Raw genomic sequence first — 20,592 nt, forward strand, 5'->3', positions numbered from 1 at the left:
CCCCGCCGGCGCCAGCCCCGGCGGGAGGCGCCGTCCGCTCCCCGGCGGTGGCACCCGCCCCTGTCGCCTCCGCGGCTGCCCCGCTGGCGGAGCCGACGCCGGCGCCCGCGCCCCTGACCCCGGCGAAGATCGCCGCACGGATCGCCGAGCTCGAGGCGGCCCGCAAGAAGGGAAGCGGGGCCGACCCGGACGGGACGCTGGCGCTCGAGCTGGCCCTGCTCTACATCCATCCCGACAACCCAGCCACGGACCACGCGAAGGCCCTGGCGACGCTGCGCGCCTACCTCGCGGCCTCGCCCCCCGGTTCCCGAAACCCGCTCATCGGCCACATCGTCGGGCTGCTCGAGGACATCGAGCAGCTCGGGCGGATCGCGCGCGACGCGCGCAAGCGCGAGAAGGAGGCCGACGCCAGGGCGCAGGCCCTCGAGCAGAGCGTCGCCGAGGACGAGGCGGCGGCGAAGAAGCGGGAGCAGGATCTGCAGGCCCAGATCCAGACCCTGCAGCAGCGCATCGAGCAGCTCCAGCTGTTGGATCTGGAGATGGAGAAGCGGCGCCGCTCCGTGAAGTAGGTGGCGCTCCGGCGGGCGGGCGCCGGGCCCGTGGTACACTTTTTCCGTGGATCGGCGCGCCGTTGTCCTCGCCCTGCTTCTGGCCGCCGCCACCGCCGCGCTGTTCTGGCCCGCGGGCGGCTTCGCCTTCCTCAACTACGACGACAACCAGTACCTGACGCTCAATCCCGGCGTCTCCGGGGGCCTCACGCCCGAGGGCGCGGCCTGGGCGTTCACGAGCGTCGGGTACGCCTTCAACTGGCACCCGCTGACGTGGCTCTCGCACATGGCCGACGTCTCGCTGTTCGGCCTGGACCCGCGAGGACACCACCTCGTGAACGTGCTCCTGCACGCGGCGAACACCGCGCTGCTCTTCCTGCTGCTGCGCGCGCTCACCGGCACGCTCTGGCCCCCGGCGCTCGTCGCGGCCCTCTTCGCCGCGCACCCACTGCACGTCGAGTCCGTCGCCTGGGTCTCCGAGCGCAAGGACCTGCTCTCCACGCTCCTGGGGCTCGCGACCCTCGCGGCGTACCTGCGGCACCTGCGGCGGCCCGGACGCTGGAGCCTGCTGCCGGTGCTTGCGACCTTCGTCCTCGGGCTGCTGGCCAAGCCGATGCTCGTCGGGCTGCCGCTGCTGATGCTCGTCCTCGACTTCTGGCCGCTCGGCCGGCTGCGCGGGCCGCGTGCGCGCCTCCTGCTCGAGAAGCTCCCGCTCCTGGCACTGGCCGCGCCCGCGGCCGCGCTGACCTACGTCGCGCAGGTTCGCGGCGGGGCGCTCAAGGGGCTGCAGGGGGTCGAGCTGCCGGCGCGCGCCGCGAACGCCCTGGCCGCCTACGGCTGGTACGCGGCGAAGGCGCTCTGGCCCGCGGGCCTGGCGATCTTCTACCCCTATCCCGACCCGTCGGGCGCGAGGCTCTGGTGGCGGGCGCTCGCCGCGGCCCTGGGGCTGGCCCTGGCCACGGCGCTGGCGCTGCGCCTCGCGCGGCGGGCGCCGTTCCTGCTCGCCGGCTGGCTCTGGTACGTCGCGACGCTCCTGCCGGTCGTCGGGCTCGTCCAGGCCGGGCTGCAGGCGGTCGCGGACCGCTACACCTACCTGCCGCTGACGGGGCTCTTCCTCGCCGCGGTGTGGGGAGCCGCGGCCATCGCGCCACGGCGACGGCGCGCCGCGGCCCTGGCGCCCGTTGCGTGCGCGCTGGCGCTGGCGGCGTTCGCAGGCGCGACGCGCGTGCAGCTCGGCGTCTGGCACGACAGCGTCGCCCTCTTCGAGCACGCCCTGGCGGTCACGAAGGACAATTTCGTCGCGGAGCTCAACCTCTCCGCGGCGCTCAGGGACCAGGGGCGCGCCGCCGAGGCCGACCGGCACTTCCAAAACTGGGCACGGATCAGGCGGGCGCAGGGCAAGGGGCACCCGTGACGCCGGCGACCCGCCCTACTCGCCGATGATCTTCACCAGCGCGCGCTTGCGCCGGCGGCCGTCGAACTCGCCGTAGAAGATCTGCTCCCAGGGCCCGAAGTCGAGCTTCCCGCCGGTCACGGCCACGACGGCCTCGCGCCCCATGAGCGAGCGCTTGAGGTGCGCATCCGCGTTGTCCTCGCCGGTGTTGTGCCGGTACTGGGAGACCGGCTCGTGCGGTGCGAGCTTCTCGAGCCAGGCCTGGAAGTCGCCGAGCAGGCCGCGCTCGTCGTCGTTGACGAAGACCGAGGCGGTGATGTGCATCGCGTTGACCAGCACGAGGCCCTCGCGCACGCCGCTCTCGCGCAGGCACTCCTCGACCTGCGGCGTGATGTTGACGAACCCCACGCGGGCGGGAATCTCGAACCACAGCTCCTTGCGGTAGGACTTCATAGCGCCCCCCCCTCGCGACGGCCCGTCGCCTGTCCTCGGCTGGCGCGGGATGATAGCGCCGAACGCCGGCGCGATCCAGCGCGGCGCGCTACAATGCGTCCACCACAACGGGTGGGGAGGGACCGTGAAGAGAACCGTCGCCGCCGCCGTGCTCACGCTCGTGGTCGCCGCAATCGCGGCCGTTGCGCCCGCCGCCGCCGTGGCCGCCGCCGAGGTCACCCTCGCCGGGACGCTGTCCGTCGTCTGGGGCGACCCCACCCCCGACGAGGGCGGCGGCCCGCGCGTGCTCTTCTTCCTCGCCCTGCCCTCCGGGGAGACGGTGCGGCTCGACCCCGGCCCCCGCGCGGCGGCCGTCGAGGCGTCGATGGCCGGGCGCGCCGGGCGGCCGGTGACGGTGAGCGGTGCCTGGGCCGAGTCGTTGCGCGGTCCTGGCGAGGCTGCGGTCTTCGCGGTGTCCGGTTTCTTCGGCCCGGAGGCGCCGGAAGGAGACGCGGGCGCGCAGCTCGCCGGCTCCCAGCCCTTCGTGAGCATCATGTGCAAGTTCGCCGACGTCGCCGCGGAGCCACGGGACCAGTCGTATTTCCAGCTGCTCTATGAGCCGCTGCTCGACAACTTCTGGCGGGAGGTTTCCTACGACCGTATCAACATCACGGGCAGCGCCTCGTTCGGCTGGTTCACGCTGCCGCAACCGCGCTCCGCCTACGTCTACGACAGGAACGGCGACGGCGCGGACGAGGCGGACCTCAACCTCCTCGCGGCCGACTGCACGGCCGCGGCCGACTCTTCCGTCTGGTTCCCCACCTACGTTGGGATCAACATGATGTTCAACGAGACCCTCGACTGCTGCGCGTGGGGCGGCGGCGGCGGACTCACCCTCGACGGCGTCTCCCGCTTCTGGTCGCTGACGTGGGAGCCGCCGTGGGCCTACGGGCACCTCAGCGTCATCGCGCACGAGATGGGGCACGGGTTCGGACTGCCGCACTCCTCGGGGATGTACGGGAACGTCTACGACAACGTCTGGGACGTGATGAGCGCGGACGGGCTGCGGCTGACGCACCAATGCGTTCCCGATCCGACCTGGGGCTGCACCCCTCAGCACACGAACAGCGACTTCAAGAACCGGCTCGACTGGATACCGTCCGCCCGGCGGCTCACCGTGACCGGCTATCCGCGCGTCATCAGGCTCGAGAAGTCCGCGCGGCCGGGTCCCTACGGCTACCTCAGCGCCCGGATTCCGGTGTCGCACGGCACCTGGGTCGCCGAGTCGCGCCTCCGCGGCGGCTACGACTGGGTTCTGCCGCGCAACGGGGTGATCATGCACCTCGTCGATGCCTCGTTCGGGCCGGGCGCCTACGTCTATGACGCCACCTTGAATGCGGACACGGCCGACTCCGGCGCGGCCTGGACGCCCGGGGAGACCTTCAGCGACCCCGGGGACAGTCTCTTCGTGACCGTCAACAACGCCTATGCGAGCGGCTACCAGGTGACGATCGACAACCACGCGCCGTCGCCCGACGACCTCGGCGGGGCGGTGCGGCTGCGTTCGCTGGCCGCCGTGAGCGGGGTGCGGTTGAGCGTCGCCACCAGCGGCTATGCCTACACGATCGTGACCGACAAGGCCGGACGCTACCGCCTGTTCCTGCTCCCCGCCGGCCTCTACACCGTCAGGCCGTCGAAGGCGGGGTATCGCTTCATCCCCTCGTCCCGGACCGTCGCCATCGGCGCCGGGGACCGGTTGAGCGTGAGCTTCACGGCGGTCCCCCTCTAGGCGGCAGCCCGCCGCGCACGAGCAGGGCCGCGTCCCCCAGCCGCTCCCGCGCCTCTGCCGAGCCCGGGTCCTGGCGCGCCGCCGCCTCGTAGGCCGCCAAGGCCTCGTCGCCGCGGCCGAGATCGAGGAGGGCACGGCCGAGCCCCCAGTACGCGGGCAGGAACGCGGGCATGCGGCGCACCACCTCTTCGAACAGCGCGAGCGACTCCTGCGGCCGCCCGTCCCGGCGCAGCGCGGTCCCGAGCATGTAGACGGGGTACCAGTGGCGCCCCGTCGCCGCGACCGCCTGCCCGAACAGCGCCTCGTCCGTCCGCCACGCGGCGATCCTTGCGCGGGTCGCGCCCGCGAAGACGACGACGACGAGGGCCGCGCAGATGGCGAGCGCCCGCGCGGCAGCGCGGCGCCCCCGCACCGCCTCCGCCGCGAGCCAGACCGCCGCGAGGACCAGTCCGACCAGGGGCAGATAGGTGTAGCGGTCTGCCATGCTCTGCCACCCGACCTGCACCAGGCCCAGCATGGGGAGCACCGCCGCCAGGTACCACGCGCCGCCGGCGGCCAGCCACGGCTTCGCCCGCGCCAGCCGCCAGGCCGCGAGCGCACCGACGGCCAGCAGCAGGACGGCGACGGCAACCGCCGCCAGCGGCACCATAGGGCCCGGGTGGAGGTAGATGACCGAGAGCGTCGCCGGCCAGAGCGCCTTCGCCGGGTAGACGGCGAGCGCCACCGCGGCGTTCGCCAGCCGCCACGGGACGGAGAGCGTCGCGAAGCTCATCATCGATCCTGCCGCTCCCTGGGCGAGGAACGCGGCCCCGGTCGTGATCGCCGCCGCGGCGGCCAGCGGGACCTTCTCGCCGAGGACCGCCCGGACGGACGGGCCGCCCGTCGCAGCGGGTCCTGCGTGGGGACCGAGGCGGCCGAGCGGCCACCAGTCCAGGACCAGCAGGAGCAGCGGCAGCGCCACCGCGCTCGGCTTGGCGAGCATGGCCAGGACGGCGAGGCCGACGACCGCGGCGTGGCGCAGCCGTCCCGGGCGCCGCGCGTACCGGCAGTGGGCGAGCATGGCCATCAGCGTCAGGCAGCCGGCGAGCACGTCCTTGCGCTCGGCGACCCACGCCACCGACTCGACGCGCAGCGGGTGCAGCGCGAAGAGCGCGGCCGCCGACAGGCTCCGCCCAAGCATCCCGGTCGCCCCGGACAGCAGCAGGAGCAGCAGGCCGGCGTTGAGCGCGTGGAAGAGGACGTTCACGGCGTGGTGGCCGCGCGCATCCAGGCCGAAGAGGTCGACGTCGAGCATGTGGGACACCCACGTCAGCGGATGCCAGTTGCTCGCGCGCGTCTCCGTGAAGGCCCGGCGGACGCCGTCCCACGTGAGCCCCGCCAGGACCACGGCATTGTCGGTGACGTAGTCGGGGTCGTCGAGCGCCGAGAACCCGCCGTCCGCCGCGGGCAGGAAGACGACCGCCGTGACGGCCGCCAGGAGCAGCGCCGCCAGGAGGCGATCCCGCGCCCTCATCGTGACGGACCCGGCACGGTCGCCGGCCGGGGCGACTGGATGTTCCCGCAGCTCATGGGCACGGTTACGGTACGCCGGGCGCCCGTCGCCGCGCAAGCCATGCCGGCCCCAAGAATGGGGCAATCCCTCCATGGCGGCGCGGGCCGGCAGCCTCCATTTTCTCCCCATCGGCGGGACGCCGCGAGGACGGCTTCCGCTCCCGAGCGAAAACGTCGAGCAACCGGAGGGGACCCGGGCGAGGTGGATGTGTGCGCTTCGGCTGCGGAGGAGGCCGGGCGGAGCGTCCCCGGAAGAATGATGCCGGGCGATTCCCGGCGGGGCACAAACGTAGAGAGGAGGCATATCATGCGCACGAAGAAACGGGTGGTGCAGTTCATCGCGATTGTCGCAGCAGTTCTGGCCCTCGGCGCACCGGCGTTCGCCGACGTCCCCGGGGAGGTCGAGGTCTACGGGACGATCGAGGCGGTCGTCACGACGGCGCCGATGAGCATCACCGTCGCGGGTGTCACCCTTGCCGTCGACGCCACGACGCTGCTCTTCGACCAGACGCACACGCCGGTCGCCGCCTTCACCGACCCGCCCTTCTCCGTCGGCGCGACCGTCGAGGTCCAGGGCGTGCAGCTCGCGGCCGGGGGCGCCCAGGCCACCGAGATCCAGCTCGAGACCGGCCTGCAGCTCCAGGACGTCGACCTGCGGGGCGCCATCGACACCATCGGGGCCAGCAGCTTCACCGTGGCGGGGCTGACGATCGTGGTCGACGCGAACACGGCCATCATCGGCACGAACGACCTCCCGGCGACCTTCGCCGACCTGGCGGTCGGGAAGATCGTCGAGATCCAGGGCAACACGCAGGCCGACGGCAGCATCCTCGCGACGCGGGTCAAGATCGAGGACGCCACGGACGTGAGCAGCGTCGACGTGCAGGCGCGCGTGGACGGGCTCGGCGACACCTTCATCGTGGAGGCGAACGAGCGGTACATCGTCACGCCGATGACGCAGTTCTTCGGCAGGCGCGACGCGCTGATCTCCTTCGCCGAGCTGCACCGCGGCGACCTGGCCGCCATCCAGGGCGTGATCCGCAACGGCGCCCTCGTGGCCGAGAAGGTGCGGGCAAACGTCACGGCGGAGGTCGGGCTGCACGCGATCGGCGTCATCAGGGCGAAGACCGCGACCTCCATCACCGTGGCCGGCAGGGTCTACAAGGTGCCGCGCGGCACCGAGGTCCTGAGCCGGACGGGGATGCGCATGCGCTTCGCGGGCCTCAAGGTCGGCATGATGGTCAACATCGAGTACGTGCGGTTCGGCACGATCCGCGTCGCCCGGGAGATCAAGATGATGTAGCGACTCCCGCCGCACGGCAGCTGTTGCGGCCCCCCCCCCCCATCAGGGGCCGCAGCACGGAGCCCTCCCCCCGGAGTCCCCACCGGGGGGAGGGTTTTTTGTCCCGGCTACCTCTGGGCTCCCCCGACCGGTCCCCCCTGGCTCTCCACTCCCGCAGCCGTGCGACGACGAAGGTGGGCGTACACCCGAGGGTCGACGGTGTCGATGATCAGCCGACGCACCGCGGGACCCGGGGACGATGTGGTTTGGCTTCCCGACGGAGGTCTGCGGGCAGGGAAGCCGCGCCCGGCGCGGTCGCTACTGGATCGAGGGCGGTTGCCGCTGCTGCAGCATCGCGTGGAACTTTGCGGCGCGGAGCTGGACGAGGGACTGGCGGGCGGCAGGCGCCGCGCCGGACCTCTCGATCGCGGTCACCGCGAGAGGCGAGACCCCAGGCGCCGCGGGAGGCGCGCCGATGACGCCCTCGGGGAGGGCCTGGACAGAGGTTCGGAGAGCCCCGGCAGCGGTGGGCCGACCCTTCTCCCCCACCAGGATCTCCGACCGCATCCCGACCCGCTCCACGATGATCCGGTCGGACCGGACCTCGCACAGGACGGTGCCGTCGGCGAATGCATCGCCCTCGCGCATCACCCCGATCACACCGGTCGGATCGAACAGGGCCAATGAACGTCCCCCGTCCACGATGAGGGTGCCGGTCAGCGTCGCAGAGAGAGTGATGTCGAGGGGTGTGGCCGCACCTCCGGCGCCGGTCACGCACCTCGGCTCGGCGGCGGAGGCGCAGACCACCGACGTGGCGACCGCGACAACACCAACGACCGCGACCAGCGCGAGCCCCGCACTGCGCGGGAAACCGGCATCTCCCATGATGTTCCTCCGCACCCGATAAACTATCGGATGGCCAGGAGCTCCACGTCGAAGAGGAGCGTCGCGTTCGGCCCGATGTCGCGGCCGGCCCCCCGCTCCCCGTAGCCGAGCTGGGGGGGCACGACGAGCTGCCACGTGGAGCCGACGGGCATGAGTTCGAGCGCCTCGGTCCAGCCGGGGATGACCCCCGACACCTTGAAGACGGCGGGCTGCCCCTTGGCATAGGAGCTGTCGAATTCGGTCCCGTCGATGAGCCTGCCCCGGTAGTGGACTTCCACCAGGTCCTCGGCGTTCGGCTTCCTGCCCTCGCCCGCCTTGAGGACCTTGTACTGGAGCCCGCTCGGCAGGGTCACCACGCCCTTCTTGGCCTTGTTCGCCGCCAGGTAGGCGTCCCCCGCCGCCTTGTTCTTCTCGGCCGCAACCTTCGTGGCCTGGATCTGCTTCTGCATCAGTTCGGTCTGGTAGGCATTCATCGTCGTGCGCAGTTCGTCCTCGCTCATCAGGAGCTTCCCGCCCCCGTACACGTCGCGGAGCGCCCTGATCAAGGCGTCGAGGTCCAGATCGAGCCCCAGGCGCCTGAAGTTGCGCGCCGCGTCGACGCCGATCCCGTAGCTGATCTTCTCCTTCTGGGTCGCAAGGTCCGCGGCCCTCCCGGCCGCTGCCGACAGCGCGCACATCCCGCCAACGAGCACCAGGGCGATTGCCCACCGCTTTGCCATTCCCAAGCCTCCCGCGTCCACGACCGCTGTCGATTCGGCGCCTGAAAAAAGAGTGGGGGGGAGGGGCCACGCCCCTCCCCCCCGACGAGATGGTGGGACTACTGTACCGTTCCCTGCAGCGTTGCCGTCTGCGTGCTGTTGGCAATGCCGCCGGCGTTGTCCGTGACCGTGAGCGTGGCGCTCACGGCGGTGCCCACCGGCCGGGTCGGCGTGTACCTCACGTTGATCGTGCAGCTCGCCCCGGCGGCGAGGCTGCCCCCGCAGTTGTTCCCCTGCGAGAACTGGTTGGGGAACGTCCCGCCGAGGGCGATGCTGTTGATGGTCAGCGGCGCCGCTCCCGGGTTCGACAGGGTGATCTGCATCGTCTTGGTCGTGTTCCGCGTCACCGGCCCGAAGAAGAGGGCCGTCGGCGACAGGACGGCCGCCGGTGCGACCCCGGTGCCGGTCAGCGAGACTCTCTGCGGACTCGTCGGGTCGTTGTCCGTGATGGACAGGCTCCCCGTGATGACACCGGTCACCGCCGGCCTGAATCTCACGGTGATCGAGCAACTCCGTCCGACCCTCAGCGCACCGCCGATCGGGCAGTTGTTGCTCTGGTTGAAGCCTGCGGTGGTGTTGATGGCCGTGATCGTCAGCGGGCCGGTTCCCACGTTGGTCACCGACACCGTCTGGCCAGCCGAGTTGGAGAACAGGATCTGGTTGCCGAACAGCAGCGAGGCCGTGCTCAGAACGACGGAGCTGACCGTCTGGGTGACGGCTGCCGAGGTGGAGGCGAGGAAGTTGGTGTCACCCGAGTAGCTGGCAGTCAGGGTCCTCGCGCCGCTGGTGGCGAAGGTCAGGTTGCAGCCGCCCGCACCAGCCGTGAGCGCTCCCGTGCAGGTCTCGCCGGTGCTGGCCGTGACGGTCACGTTCCCGGTAGGCGTTCCGGTGAACTGAGGCGCCACGCCGAAGCCGACCGTGACGACCTGCCCGCGGATCGAGGGATTCGGCAGGTTGGAGGTGATGGTCGTCAGGCTGGGGGCCTGGTTGACCGTCAGGGTCCCGTCCACGTAGGTGATCGTGTAGTTGGTCAGGCCGGTCCCCACCGCCGCGCTTGCCGTGATGGGGTACGTGCCCAGGGCGGCAGTTGCCGTCGCCCCGGTGCTGGCCAGCGTCACGCTGGTCACGGTGTCGGCGTTGAGCAGCCCGACCGTCGTGAACTCCGTCCCGGCGAACGTCAGCGGCTGCCCGTAGACCTTCGTCAGGTTGTTGGCTGTGACCGTCAGCCCCGCCGGGGTCACGGTGAAGGTGCCGTTCAGGTAGGTGATCGTGTAGTTGGCGAGGCCCGTCCCCACCGCCGCGCTCGGCACGATGGGATACGAACCGACGGCTGCCGTTGCCGCCGTCCCGGCGCTGGTCAGCGTCACGCTGGTCACCGTGTCGGCGTTGGCCAGGCCGATCGTGGTGAACTCCGTCCCCGCGAAGATCGGGGCCGTCCCGTACACCTTGCTCCCGTTGTTGGCCGTGATCGTCAAGGCCGCCGGGTTGACCGTGAGGGTGCCGTTCACGTAGGTGATGGTGTAGTTGGCGAGGCCGGTCCCCACCGCCGCACTCGGCACGATGGGGTACGGACCGACCAACGCCGCTGCTGCCGTCCCGGTGCTGGTCAGCGTCACGCTGGTCACGGCGTCGGCGTTGAGCAGCCCGAGCGTCGTGAACTCTGTCCCGAGGAAGGTCAGCGTCGTTCCGTACACCTTGCCCAGGTTGTTTGCCGTGATCGTCAGCGCCGCGGCGTTCACGGTCAGCGTGCCGTTCACGTAGGTGATGACGTAGTTGGTCAGCCCGGTACCCACCGCCGCGCTGGGCACGATGGGATACGAACCGACGGCGGCCGTCGCCGGCGCCCCGGCGCTGGTCAGCGTCACGCTGGTCACCGCGTCGGCATTGAGCAGTCCGACAGCGACGAATTCCGTCCCGAGGAACGTCAACGTCTGCCCGTACGCTTTCGTCGCGTTGTTGGCCGTGATCGTCAGCGCCGCCGGGTTCACCGTCAGCGTGCCGTTCACGTAGGTGATGACGTAGTTGGTCAGGCCGGTACCCACCGCCGCACTCGGCACGATCGGGTACGCGCCCGCCGCCGCCGTCGCCGCGGCGCCGGCGCTGGTGAGCGTCACGCTGGTCACCGTGTCCGGCGCGATCAGCCCGGTGGCGGTGAACTCGGTGCCGAGGAACGTCAGCACCGAGGCGTACGGCTTGACCGCGTTGTTGGCCGTGATCGTCAGCGCCGCCGGGTTCACCGTCAGCGTGCCGTTCACATAGGTGATGGTGTAGTTGGCGAGGTTGGTGGCACCCCCCGCCACCGCAGCGCTCGGGACGATGGGGTACGTGCCCACCGCGGCCGCCGCCGCGGCGCCCGCGCTCGTCAGCGTCACGCTGGCCACGGAGTCAGGCGCGACCAGCCCGAGGGCCGTGAACTCGGTCCCGAGGAACGTCAGCGTCTGCCCGTAGGCCTTGATCGCGCTGTTGGCCGTGATCGTCAGCGCCGCAGGCAGGGCATTGGTCGTCTGCGTGGCCGTGGCGGCGGTGAAGAAGATGTCCGGCGCCCAGTTCGCGGTGAGCGTGCAGACGCCGGCGCCGGCGGTCATGGTGACCGTGGCGGTGGCGCTGGCCGCGGTGCCGCTGACCGGTCCGACCGAGCAGATGCCCGCCGTCCCGGTGATCGTCGGAACGCTGCTGGAGTTCGTCGTGGCGGTCACGACGAAGGTGGAGCCGTACACGGCAGTTGCCGGGGCGCCCGTGAAGGTCACCGTCGGCACGAGCGCCGTGGCGTTGATGCTGACGGGGCCGACCCACGCCGAGGACATCGGCAAAGCCTGGAACGGCGCAGGGTTCGGACTGCTGGGAAGGAAGCTGTCGGTGGCCGCCACCCGGTAGAGGTACCCGGTGCCGGGGATAGCCGTCCCGTCCTGGAAGGTTACGGTCTGCCCGTAGCCCAGGGTGCTGAACCCCTGCGTGTTGATGGAGACGCCGTCAACCGTGAAGGTTGTCAGGTTGGGGCTGTTGAAGGTCGCCACCGTGTCCCGCTGGACGGTGAACGAGGACTCGTTGGCCGACATGTCCGTCCACGTCAGGGCCACTCCCGGAACGGGCGGACCCGGAGAAGAGGCGAGGAAGTTCGTCGGCGGGGGCGGCGCGACCTGGAAGATCATCGGCCGCATCATGTCGTTCTCTTCGTGACCCAGGATGTGGCAGTGCCAGACGTACTCCCAGCCGAAGTTGACCGCCTGGTTCACCTTGGTCACCGTGGCGTTGCCGGTGTTCGGGTCCAGGCCCGAGATGTTCGGGCTGGCAACGCCGACCGGCATGGTCACGTCCATGGGACGGATGCTGTCGGGAAGCGGGAAGGGGACGACCGGCGTGATCGGCTGGAGGGCCACCAGGATGTCCTCCAGCGGGTTCATCCGGACGGTCTCCTTCCAGCCCAGTTCGGTCTGGTCGGGCTGCCGGAGCGATCCGTCCCAGCCCACCCGGTTGATCACCTGCACGTTGAAGAGGTGGAAGTGGATGAAGTGGCTGTCGACGCCGTTGTGGGTGACCTTCCAGAGTTGCGTCTGTACCTGCTGGATGATCTCGGTGGGCCAGTCGACGTATCCCAGGGGAATCGTCGTCTGGGTCTGGAAGTTGGTGAGCGGCCGCTCGGTGCCCATCGTGGCGTTCATCCGGCCGTAATCCAGCGTAAAGAGCTCCTGGATGGCCTTCTGGTCCAGGACGGCGCACGTCGCCGGCGGGGTCGCCACGCAGGGCGGCTGGTTGAAGGTCAGCGGCGAGAGCGGCGCGAAGGTGAGGTCGTTGGCGGAGATGGTCATGTAGGAGTTCGGGAATGCCGCGTTGTACACGGGGCCGTACGCGGCCTCGGGCACGATGATCTGGGGCTGCGTCTTCGCGAAGACGCCCTGCGCCGGGGCCGCCGGGGTGAACGCGGTCTTCAGCGCCGGCAGGCTGAACGGGGCCTGGCCGGTCGTCGGCAGGTCCACGATGATCTGCATGACGGTCCGCGTGTTGGGACCGTACCCCGGCTGGGTGTTGGGCGCGCCGCCGATCGGGGTCTGGTCGCCGTCGCCCGTGAAGTAGTCGAGGCGCGAGTCGCTGGCCGGAGCCGGCGCGGGCGCGTCGTTGTACACGATCAGCGTGCAGGGGCTCACGCCCAGTGCCGTGCAGATCGGGAGGGCCTTGCTGAAGTCCACGATGACGTCGGCGCGTTCCGCGGGGCCGATCCAGAGCCCGTGGGAGCCGACGCTCGTGATGGTGATGCTCCTCGGGTTCGCCTCATAACCGACCGGCTGCGAGGGGACCACCACCGGCTCCGGCAGGATGCCGCCCTCGGTGCCGATCTGTATCCAGGCGGGACCCGCGCGTCGCGGATCCGGGACGCCGCCGCGCCGGCCGTCGGCCGGCCACATCGTCTGCTGTAGCGGGATGCCCGCCGGAGCCCCGAAGTTCGGCCAGCAGTTGGCCGGGAGGCCCGTGCCGTTCAGCGGGTTTCCGGTCGCGTCCAGGAGACCGGTAGCAAGGCCGATCGTCAGGCTCGGGACCGAAAGCGGGTTGAGCTGCGTGCACAGCGGCATCGTCGTGGCCGTCAGCGGCGTCGTCGTGGTCGGGGGCAGCGCCGGGAGCATCGCCACCTCGGTCATGCCCTGGACCGGATCGGGAACGAAGAGCGACAGGTGCCACGAACGGTCGTTGCCGGCCGCCAGCATCTTGAACCGATAGGCTTCGGGCGCCACGTGGAGGACCGGGTAAGCCATGCCGTTGACCACCGGCGTGTCCATGAAGGACTCGGGCGTACCGGAGGGGTTGGGCGTGATCGGGCAGCCGCACGACGGGCAGGCCGGCGTCGGAGCCAGGATCTGGCCCGGGAAGGCCACGGACGTGCAGGGAACCGTGACCGCCGTTGGCGGGACCGCAGCCGTCAGGCTGGTCTGCGGCGGGAAGAACCAGGCACCGTAGTCCCAGCGGCCAACGGCGTTGCCCAGGCCGGGATCCGCCGGGTTCTGGTTCGGCACGTAGACGTGGGGGAACCAGAGATCGCCGTTGCCGCTCGCGGCGGTGGACAGGGGCGTCGCCCCGAAGTTGCCGGCCCACGTCGGATCGGTGGCGTTGATCTGGGCCGCGCTCGGCACGAAGGTCTTGTCCTGGATGACGAGGGGGATGAGGTGGAGCAGATCGTTGGGAGTGGTCCCGCCGACAAGGGCGCCGATCGTCCCGGGCGCGCCCGCCGCGGCCAGCATGTCCTCTTCCACCGGGTCGGCCAGCAGGTACCCCGCAGCCTCGCCGGCGTACACGTTGAGGCGGGTGATGCCGTAGGCGTGGTCGTGGTAGAACATGAGCCGCCCGCCCTGCTGGTTGGTCCAGTAGAACGTCATCGACCCCTGGCCCGGATTGTTCTCGGCGCCGGCCGGAAGCTGCGCCACAGTCCCGCCCGAGCAGTTCGTCGTCACCGTCGCGCTGCACTGGGGAACCACCGCGCCGGTCGGGAGGAAGTACATGTCGGGGACGTACTGGGTGCTCACGCCGGTCTGGAGACTGGCAGGCGAGGGATCGCCGACCGGGACCGTCCACTGGTGGGGCGTGCCGTCACTGATCCAGGGGGTGGCGCCGCCGTGGAGATGCAGCGTCGCGCGGTTCTCGGTGTAGATGCCGCCCGGGCCGGCGCCCGCCCCCATGTACGTCGTGTCCGTGGGGATGAAGAGGTTGCCTCCGGTGCCCGTGGGGAGGCAGTTGGTGAACTTGACGCGCACGGCCTTGTCCTTCTTGGCCGCGATGATCGGACCGAGGTAGCTGGGCGGGAAGAGCGGCGTCGCCGTGCAGGCGTTGGGGCTGCCGCTCGGGACCTGCACGTAACCCCGCAGGGTCGTGGGGGGCAGGCTCGAGTGCATCTTCTGCGTGTACTGCACCAGGGCGATCTCGTAGTAGTCCGTGCCCGGGAACGTGGTGGTGTCCGAGACCGCCAGCAACCCCTTGAGGTCCGGCAGCAGGTCCGTGCTCACAAACTTGGGCATGCCACCGACGAACGGCGGGCCGAGCGTGGCCGTGGCCACGGCGCCGGAACCGCACAGGGGCAGGGGGGCGGCGCCGCAGGTCGCGGGGCCGCCGGTCCACCCGGGACCCATGTCGGCGATGGTGATCTGGGGCAGCGTGTACCCGCTGCAGGTGCCCGTCAGGGCACCGAAGCCGGAGATCACGCCCGCCACCTGGGTCGCCGTGGCGGCGCAGGTGCCCCCCGGGTTGGTCGCATCGTTGATGACGACCACCGGCGTGGCGTAGCCGGTGCCCCCCATGACGAGGGTGAGGCCGGTGATGGTCCCCGAAGGCAGCGGGCTGTTGGCCCAGTTGCTGACGCCGAAATAGTCGGTGCAGGGCGTCGTCCCGGTCGGACTGCCGGGGGCGAAGTACTGGGGGATGGCCCCCGTCGGGTCCCAGCCGTTGCAGGTCGGCACCTGCACCGCCGCGAACGCGGAGACTGCGCCAAACCCCAAAGCGAAGGTGGCCGCCGCCAGAGCCCTCACGATCCGATTGGTTCCTCTGAGGGCGTTCACTTGGCGCCTCCCTTCCCCGGAGGCTGCCCGGCCTTGCCGCGCTCCTCCGCCGCCCTGCGGTCGGCGTGACGCCTGGCCGCCTCCCAGCGCTGCGTGCTCGTCACACCCCGCATCATGCCCTCGGCCGCGCGTTTCGCCGCCGCCCTGTCCTGCATCTCCAGGAGGAGGTTGCGGGGCGAGCCGTCGGGGTTGACCCTCACGATCGTCCTGTCCGCGGCGTCCACCGCGGCCTTGGCCTCGGCGGCCGTCAGGTTCTGCGGGCCGGTGCCCTTGCCTTTTTCCGCTGCCGCGGCGATCCCCCGGCCCATCCCCAGGCAGACGACCAGCGCCGCCAGCAACAACCAGAGCGGGGTCCTCCACATGCTCCTGCCCATCGCGTTCTCCTTTCTTGCCGACCCCAGCCTGGTCGACGTGGCCATTGCGTGCCGATCGCGGAGGCGGCCGTCCGATGTCGGCGAACCGGCAGGCCACGACCCGCGTGGTTCGACCTCAGGACGGATGCCTCGGCTCATGACAGCACTATGCGGCGCGAACGGCAGGGCGCAAATAAGGTGACTACCCCAAACGTGGGAATCTCGTTGACGGCGGGCAGTCTGCGCCCGCGTCGTGCGGTCGCGCCGCGCTGCGGGCTCAGGTGCGCGGATTCGTGCGCGCGGCGTGCTCCCGGATCGCGGCAACCAGCTCCTCGGTCGCCCGGCTCTTCGTCATGTAGTGCGCCGCGCCGGCGTCGCGCATGGCCTGCGCCCGATCGGCGTCCTCGAACATGGACAGGCCGATGATGCGAACATCCGGTGATTCGTTGCAGATGATGCGCGTCGCTTCGACGCCGTTGAGCCGCGGCATGCTCAGGTCCATCACGACGACGTCGGGCAGCAGCGCGCGCGCCATCTCCACCGCCTCCTGGCCGTCCACCGCCTCACCGACGACCTCGAAGTCCGCCTCATCCCCGAGCATCTGCGCCAGACCGCGGCGCACGACGGCGTGGTCGTCCGCCAGCAGGATGCGGACCCTCGCGCCGGTTCCGGGCCGCGCGGACGGCCCGGGGACCGGAAGTTGCGCCGGGACCGGGGCGCCGCCGCCGGCGGACGGGACAGGCGCCGCATCGGGCAGCGGCACGAGGAGGAAGATCCGGCTTCCCCCGGCTGGCGAGCTCTGGACCTCCAGGCGCCCGCCGAAGAGCTCCAGCCGCTCGCGGACGCTGAAGAGGCCGAACCCCTTGCCCGGGTCGCCCGCCCGCGAGAGCACCTCCGGATCGAAGCCAACCCCCTGGTCGGACACCGTCAGTTGCAGCGAGCCATCGACACGCCGCATGCTGACCACCGCTGAGCGCGTCTGGGCGTGCTTCACGACGTTGAAGAGCAGCTCGCGCACCGTCTCGAACAGGAGGATCTTCAGATCTCCGGGCAGGGGCTGCTGGAGCTGCTCCAGCTCCAGGTCCACCAGGAGGCCGTGCCGGTCGGCCATGCGCCGTGCGAGCCACTCGAGTCCCGCGCCCAGCCCCGCCTCCTGGAGGACCGGCGGACTGAGCTCCGCCGTCAGGGACCGCGCCGCCGCGAGGCACTCGTCGAGCAGAGCCTCGATCTCCTTCGTCGCCGCCCGCAGGACCTGGTCGCCGCCCCGGCCGACGATGGCCGTCCGGAACTTCGCCGCCACGAGCATCTGCTGGAGATTGTCGTGCAGCACCCGCGCCAGGCGGGTCCGCTCGCGCTGCTCGGAGAGGGGCAGCTCCCCGGCCAGCGCCCGCAGCTGGCGCGCATGCCTCGCCAGCTGGGCCGTCCGCTCGGCCACGCGCCGCTCGAGCTGGTCGTTCGCCCGCGCCAGCCCCTCCTCGGCCCGCTTGCGGTCGAGGGCCTCGACGACGGCCACGGCTATCGCCTCGAGGGCCTCGCGGTCCTCGGCGCGGTAGCCGCCCGGGCGATTGCCGACGGCGATCATGCCGACCGTCCTGCCCTCGCGCAGCAGCGGCACCCCCAGGAAGCTCGTCAGCGGCGGATGGCCCTCCGGCATGCCGATGCGGTCCGGGTGGCTCGCCGGGTCGTTGGCGATCAGGCTCTTTCCGTCGGCGAGCACGCGGCCGTAGATGCCGTGGACGGGGAAGCTCCCCGGCACACGCCGGTGGCCCTCCGGGGACCGCATCGCGCACGCGGCCCACCCCGGGTTGCTGATGGCCAAGTCATGCAGGAGGCCGTCGGCCCCGATCTCCCCGACGAAGCTGATCCCGCTGCCGGTCACCTCCTCGATCACGCCCAGGCAGGCCTCGCACAGCTGCACCTCCGTCTGCGGCCCCAGGCCCAGCGCCAGCACGCGGTTGATTGCCGTCAGCATGGCGCCCTGCCGGCGCAGGTCCTCCTCGGCCCGCGCGCGATCGATGATGTCCGACGCCTGCCTGGCCAGCAGGTCGAGCAGACGCAGCGCGCGGTCGTCGGGCCGCCGCAGCGTGCGGTAATGCGTCGAGAACATGCCCAGCGGCCTGCCGGAGCGGCTGATCAGGGGCGTCGACTGCACCGCGCGCACGCCGGCCCGCCGCTGCACCTCCAGCGCCGGCGTGCCGGCGAAGATCGGGCTCTCCTCCACGTCCTCGACGATGACGCGCTCGCCGCGCGCCAGCGCGGTGCCGCAGCTGCCCTGGCCCTTGCTCACTGTTTCCCAATAGTCGATCCACCACTGCGGAAAACCGCGGTGGGCCGCGATCCGCAGGTCGCCGCTGGCCGGGTCGAGAAGCTGGATGGTGCCGAAGTCGGCCCCGACGATCGCAATGGCCGCATCGACGATCTCCGTCAACACCGGCCTGAGGTTGCCTTCCACCACGAAGAGCGTGCCGATCCTCTGCAACCGCGTCATCACATCGAGATCGCGCGCCAGATCCCGCTCGGCCTGCTTGAGCGCGGTGACGTCGAGCACGATGCCCAGGTAGCGGACGACCCGGCCGGCGGCGTCGCGCTGCGGCTGTCCGCGCGACAGCAGCCAGCGCTCGGCCCCCTCCGGGTCGGCGACACGCCACTCGGCCGTGAGATCCCGCCCCGCGGCGGCGGCTTCCTGCACGGCCCGCGCCGCCTGCTCGCGGTCCTCGGGGTGGATGCTGCGCACCCAGGCCTCGAACGAGGGCTCGCAGGAGCGAACGGCCAGCCCGTAGAGCGCCCACAGTTCGTCCGACCAGGTGTTGCGGTTGGTGACCAGGTCCCATTCCCAGGTGCCGGCCTTCGCGGCCTGCTGGGCGAGGCGGAGCCGCACCTCGCTCTCCCGCAGCGCCTCCTCGGCCGCCTTGCGCTCGGTGATGTCCAGCGTCGCGCCGACGTACCGCACGAGAGCGCCGCTGCCGTCGAGGTGCGGGTACGCGCGGTCGTAGACCCAGCGCGCGCTCCCGTCGGGCCGCACGATCCGGTGCTCGCACTCGAAGACCGAATGCGCCTTCGCGCACGCGGTGAACGTCTCGCGCAGGCGGGCCGCATCGTCCGGATGGATGTGCCTGGCGAAGATCTCGTCGTACGTCGGCGACGGCGCCGCCGGATCGAGGCCGAAGATGCGGTACTGCTCCTCGGACCAGGCCGTCGCCCGCGTGGCGACGATGTACTCGAAGCTCCCCAGATGCGCGATCTTCTCGGCCTCCGCCAGCATGTCGCGGGTGCGCTGCAGCTGCTGCTCGGCCTCCGTGCGCCGGCTGATGTCCAGGCCGGCCACCACCGCGCCGCGGACCGCGCCGCCCGCGTCGAGCAGCGGGGCCGCGCCGGCCAGCAGGTGCAGGATCCGGCCGTTGGGGAAGCGCATCTCCATCTCGAAGGGCTCGATGAGCCTGCCCGTGGCCGCGGCGCGCTGCGCGGGCAGCTCGTCCGGGCGCAGCTCGCGGCCGTCCCGGAAGACGGCGTACGTGACGGCCGCCTCACCCGCGTCAGCGCTGCGGGAGATGTTGCCGCCGCGGGCGACCTGCATGATGATCTCGTCGGCGTAGGCGTTGCCGGTGATCTGCCGGCACGCCGGGTCGCTGGCGACCCAGATCGCCACCGGCGCCGCCTCCTGGATGGCGCGCAGCGCCTCGGCGGCAGCCCGCGCCTGCTCCTCGCTGGCGCGCAGCGCCTCTTCGCCCTCCTTGCGGCCGGTGATGTCCCGGGCGTAGACGTTGGCGTGGCGTTCGGCCGCGAACGGGATCGCCCAGACCAGGAAGGTGCGGTCCGCAAGCGCGACTTCGGTCTGCGCCTGTCTCTCCTCGGCGATTGCCTGCGCCACCAGCCCGGCGATCGGCTCAGCGGCCCGCTCGCCGCTCCTGACTTCCCAGCCCTGCCATTCGCTGGCGGCGCGGTTCTGGTAGAGCACCGTGCCGTCGGCGGACACCCGCAGAACCGGGTTCGGGTTGTCCTCCGGGAAGCGGGCGAGGTCGCGGGCCCGCTCGTCGCTGGCCCGCAGCGCCTCGACCAGGCCCTTGAGCTCCGTGACGTCGGCGAAGGTGACCACGAGGCCCTCGATGCGCCCGCCGGCGGCGCGGCACGGCAGGATACGCCGCTGGTACCAGCGGCCGTCGTCGGCCCGCACCTCGGCGCTCGCCGGCGCCAGGCCCGCCAGCACGCGCCGCGCATCCTCGAGCAACAGGTCGTCGCTGAAGTTCCGCGCGATCTCGGCGATGGGACGGCCGACGTCGGCATCGGTCACGCTCAGCAGCGTGGTGACGGCCGGGGTGAAGCGGCGCAGCCGGAGCGCGGCGTCGAGGAAGATGGCCGCCACATGGGCGGCGGTCAGCAGGGCGGTCGCGTCGTCCGCTGCCGCCGGCGGGCCGGACGTCTCGGCGCTGGCGGGCAGCCCGGGGGGACGGGGTCTGTTGGTTCCTCGCGCGCGCCCTGCCATCGACTCGTCCTCCCCGACGCGGCCTTCCGCTGAGGGGCATCCTAGGAACGCCGCGGCCGCGGGTCAAGGCGGGAGATGCAGCCGGGACGGGCCAGGACTTCGTGCGCGGCGGGCGATCCTCATCGGAAGAGCACTTGCATTTCCGCCGCGCCGCCGCGAAATTGTGCGCAGCGGCGCGCCACGGAATGCACGGCACGGAGCCGCGGAAGGGCGGCTCCCCTTGGGCGCCGACACCAGACAAGGAGACCTCAAGATGACCACGCTCGTCGTGCTGGGCCACCCCGATCTCGCCGGGAAGTCGATCGCGAACCGGATCATCGTCGAGCGCGTCCGCACGCTGCCGCAGCTTGCAGTGCGCGACCTCTACCGCGAGTACCCGACCTTCGACATCCGCGTCGACGCCGAGCAGGAGGCTCTGCGGCGGGCCGACTCGATCGTCTTCCAGTTCCCGTTCTACTGGTACGGCGTCCCGGGGATCCTCAAGGAGTGGATGGACCGGGTGCTCACCTACGGCTTCGCCTACGGCTCGACGGGCGACAAGCTGCGCGGCAAGGACTTCCTGGTCTCGACGACCATCGGCGGCCC

12 protein-coding genes are annotated in these 20,592 nt (G+C 71.4%); 5 read left to right on the forward strand and 7 right to left on the reverse strand.

From position 1 onward, the window contains the following. The coding region (locus VI078_08860) for a hypothetical protein (protein ID HEY5999390.1) at positions 1 to 569 on the forward strand (569 nt) is incomplete at its 5' end. 46 nt (positions 570 to 615) lie between these two features. Beyond that, complete coding sequence (locus tag VI078_08865; protein ID HEY5999391.1) at positions 616 to 1,962, forward strand: hypothetical protein; 1,347 nt, start codon at positions 616 to 618, stop codon at positions 1,960 to 1,962. Positions 1,963 to 1,977: 15 nt separating this feature from the next. Here VI078_08865 and VI078_08870 read toward each other — a convergent pair whose 3' ends face one another. Next, entirely contained in the window at positions 1,978 to 2,394 is a 417-nt protein-coding gene (locus tag VI078_08870) for a secondary thiamine-phosphate synthase enzyme YjbQ (protein ID HEY5999392.1), read from the reverse strand. Between the two features lie 124 nt (positions 2,395 to 2,518). On the opposite strand from VI078_08870, the gene VI078_08875 reads away from it, so the two are divergent. Next, positions 2,519 to 4,162, forward strand: a complete 1,644-nt coding sequence (locus VI078_08875) for a carboxypeptidase regulatory-like domain-containing protein (protein ID HEY5999393.1) — start codon at positions 2,519 to 2,521, stop codon at positions 4,160 to 4,162. Here VI078_08875 and VI078_08880 read toward each other — a convergent pair. Beyond that, positions 4,143 to 5,675, reverse strand: a complete 1,533-nt coding sequence (locus VI078_08880) for a tetratricopeptide repeat protein (protein HEY5999394.1) — start codon at positions 5,673 to 5,675, stop codon at positions 4,143 to 4,145. The two genes, VI078_08875 and VI078_08880, sit on opposite strands and share 20 nt — an antisense overlap. A gap of 345 nt (positions 5,676 to 6,020) precedes the next feature. Here VI078_08880 and VI078_08885 point away from each other — a divergent pair, with 345 nt between their 5' ends. After that, positions 6,021 to 7,016, forward strand: a complete 996-nt coding sequence (locus tag VI078_08885; GenBank protein HEY5999395.1) for a DUF5666 domain-containing protein — start codon at positions 6,021 to 6,023, stop codon at positions 7,014 to 7,016. Positions 7,017 to 7,313: 297 nt separating this feature from the next. Here the strand turns inward: VI078_08885 and VI078_08890 are convergent, their stop codons facing one another. The 5 genes from VI078_08890 to VI078_08910 form a co-directional block, all read right to left on the reverse strand. Then, entirely contained in the window at positions 7,314 to 7,880 is a 567-nt protein-coding gene (locus VI078_08890) for a hypothetical protein (GenBank protein ID HEY5999396.1), read from the reverse strand. A gap of 23 nt (positions 7,881 to 7,903) precedes the next feature. Then, the gene (locus VI078_08895; GenBank protein HEY5999397.1) at positions 7,904 to 8,599 is read right to left on the reverse strand and encodes an FKBP-type peptidyl-prolyl cis-trans isomerase; all 696 of its coding nucleotides are present in this window, start codon (positions 8,597 to 8,599) and stop codon (positions 7,904 to 7,906) included. A gap of 98 nt (positions 8,600 to 8,697) precedes the next feature. Continuing rightward, complete coding sequence (locus VI078_08900) at positions 8,698 to 15,144, reverse strand: MBG domain-containing protein (protein ID HEY5999398.1); 6,447 nt, start codon at positions 15,142 to 15,144, stop codon at positions 8,698 to 8,700. A 26-nt stretch (positions 15,145 to 15,170) separates the two neighbouring features. Beyond that, positions 15,171 to 15,548 carry a hypothetical protein gene (locus tag VI078_08905; protein HEY5999399.1) on the reverse strand — a complete coding sequence of 126 codons (378 nt, stop codon included), beginning with the start codon at positions 15,546 to 15,548 and terminating at the stop codon, positions 15,171 to 15,173. A gap of 256 nt (positions 15,549 to 15,804) precedes the next feature. Next, positions 15,805 to 20,007 carry a GAF domain-containing protein gene (locus tag VI078_08910; GenBank protein ID HEY5999400.1) on the reverse strand — a complete coding sequence of 1,401 codons (4,203 nt, stop codon included), beginning with the start codon at positions 20,005 to 20,007 and terminating at the stop codon, positions 15,805 to 15,807. 253 nt (positions 20,008 to 20,260) lie between these two features. On the opposite strand from VI078_08910, the gene VI078_08915 reads away from it, so the two are divergent. Beyond that, the coding region (locus tag VI078_08915) for an NAD(P)H-dependent oxidoreductase (protein ID HEY5999401.1) at positions 20,261 to 20,592 on the forward strand (332 nt) is incomplete at its 3' end.

The sequence above is a fragment of the bacterium genome, assembly GCA_036524115.1.
GTDB lineage: Bacteria > JAUVQV01 > JAUVQV01 > JAUVQV01 > DATDCY01 > DATDCY01.

Excerpts from the sequence above, each read along its gene's own strand:
- VI078_08870 (HEY5999392.1), bottom strand. The coding sequence starts at position 2,394 with ATGAAGTCCTACCGCAAGGAGCTGTGGTTCGAGATTCCCGCCCGCGTG.
- VI078_08880 (HEY5999394.1), bottom strand. The coding sequence starts at position 5,675 with ATGAGGGCGCGGGATCGCCTCCTGGCGGCGCTGCTCCTGGCGGCCGTC.
- VI078_08885 (HEY5999395.1), top strand. The coding sequence starts at position 6,021 with ATGCGCACGAAGAAACGGGTGGTGCAGTTCATCGCGATTGTCGCAGCA.
- VI078_08890 (HEY5999396.1), bottom strand. The coding sequence starts at position 7,880 with ATGGGAGATGCCGGTTTCCCGCGCAGTGCGGGGCTCGCGCTGGTCGCG.
- VI078_08895 (HEY5999397.1), bottom strand. The coding sequence starts at position 8,599 with ATGGCAAAGCGGTGGGCAATCGCCCTGGTGCTCGTTGGCGGGATGTGC.
- VI078_08905 (HEY5999399.1), bottom strand. The coding sequence starts at position 15,548 with ATGGGCAGGAGCATGTGGAGGACCCCGCTCTGGTTGTTGCTGGCGGCG.
- VI078_08910 (HEY5999400.1), bottom strand. The coding sequence starts at position 20,007 with ATGGCAGGGCGCGCGCGAGGAACCAACAGACCCCGTCCCCCCGGGCTG.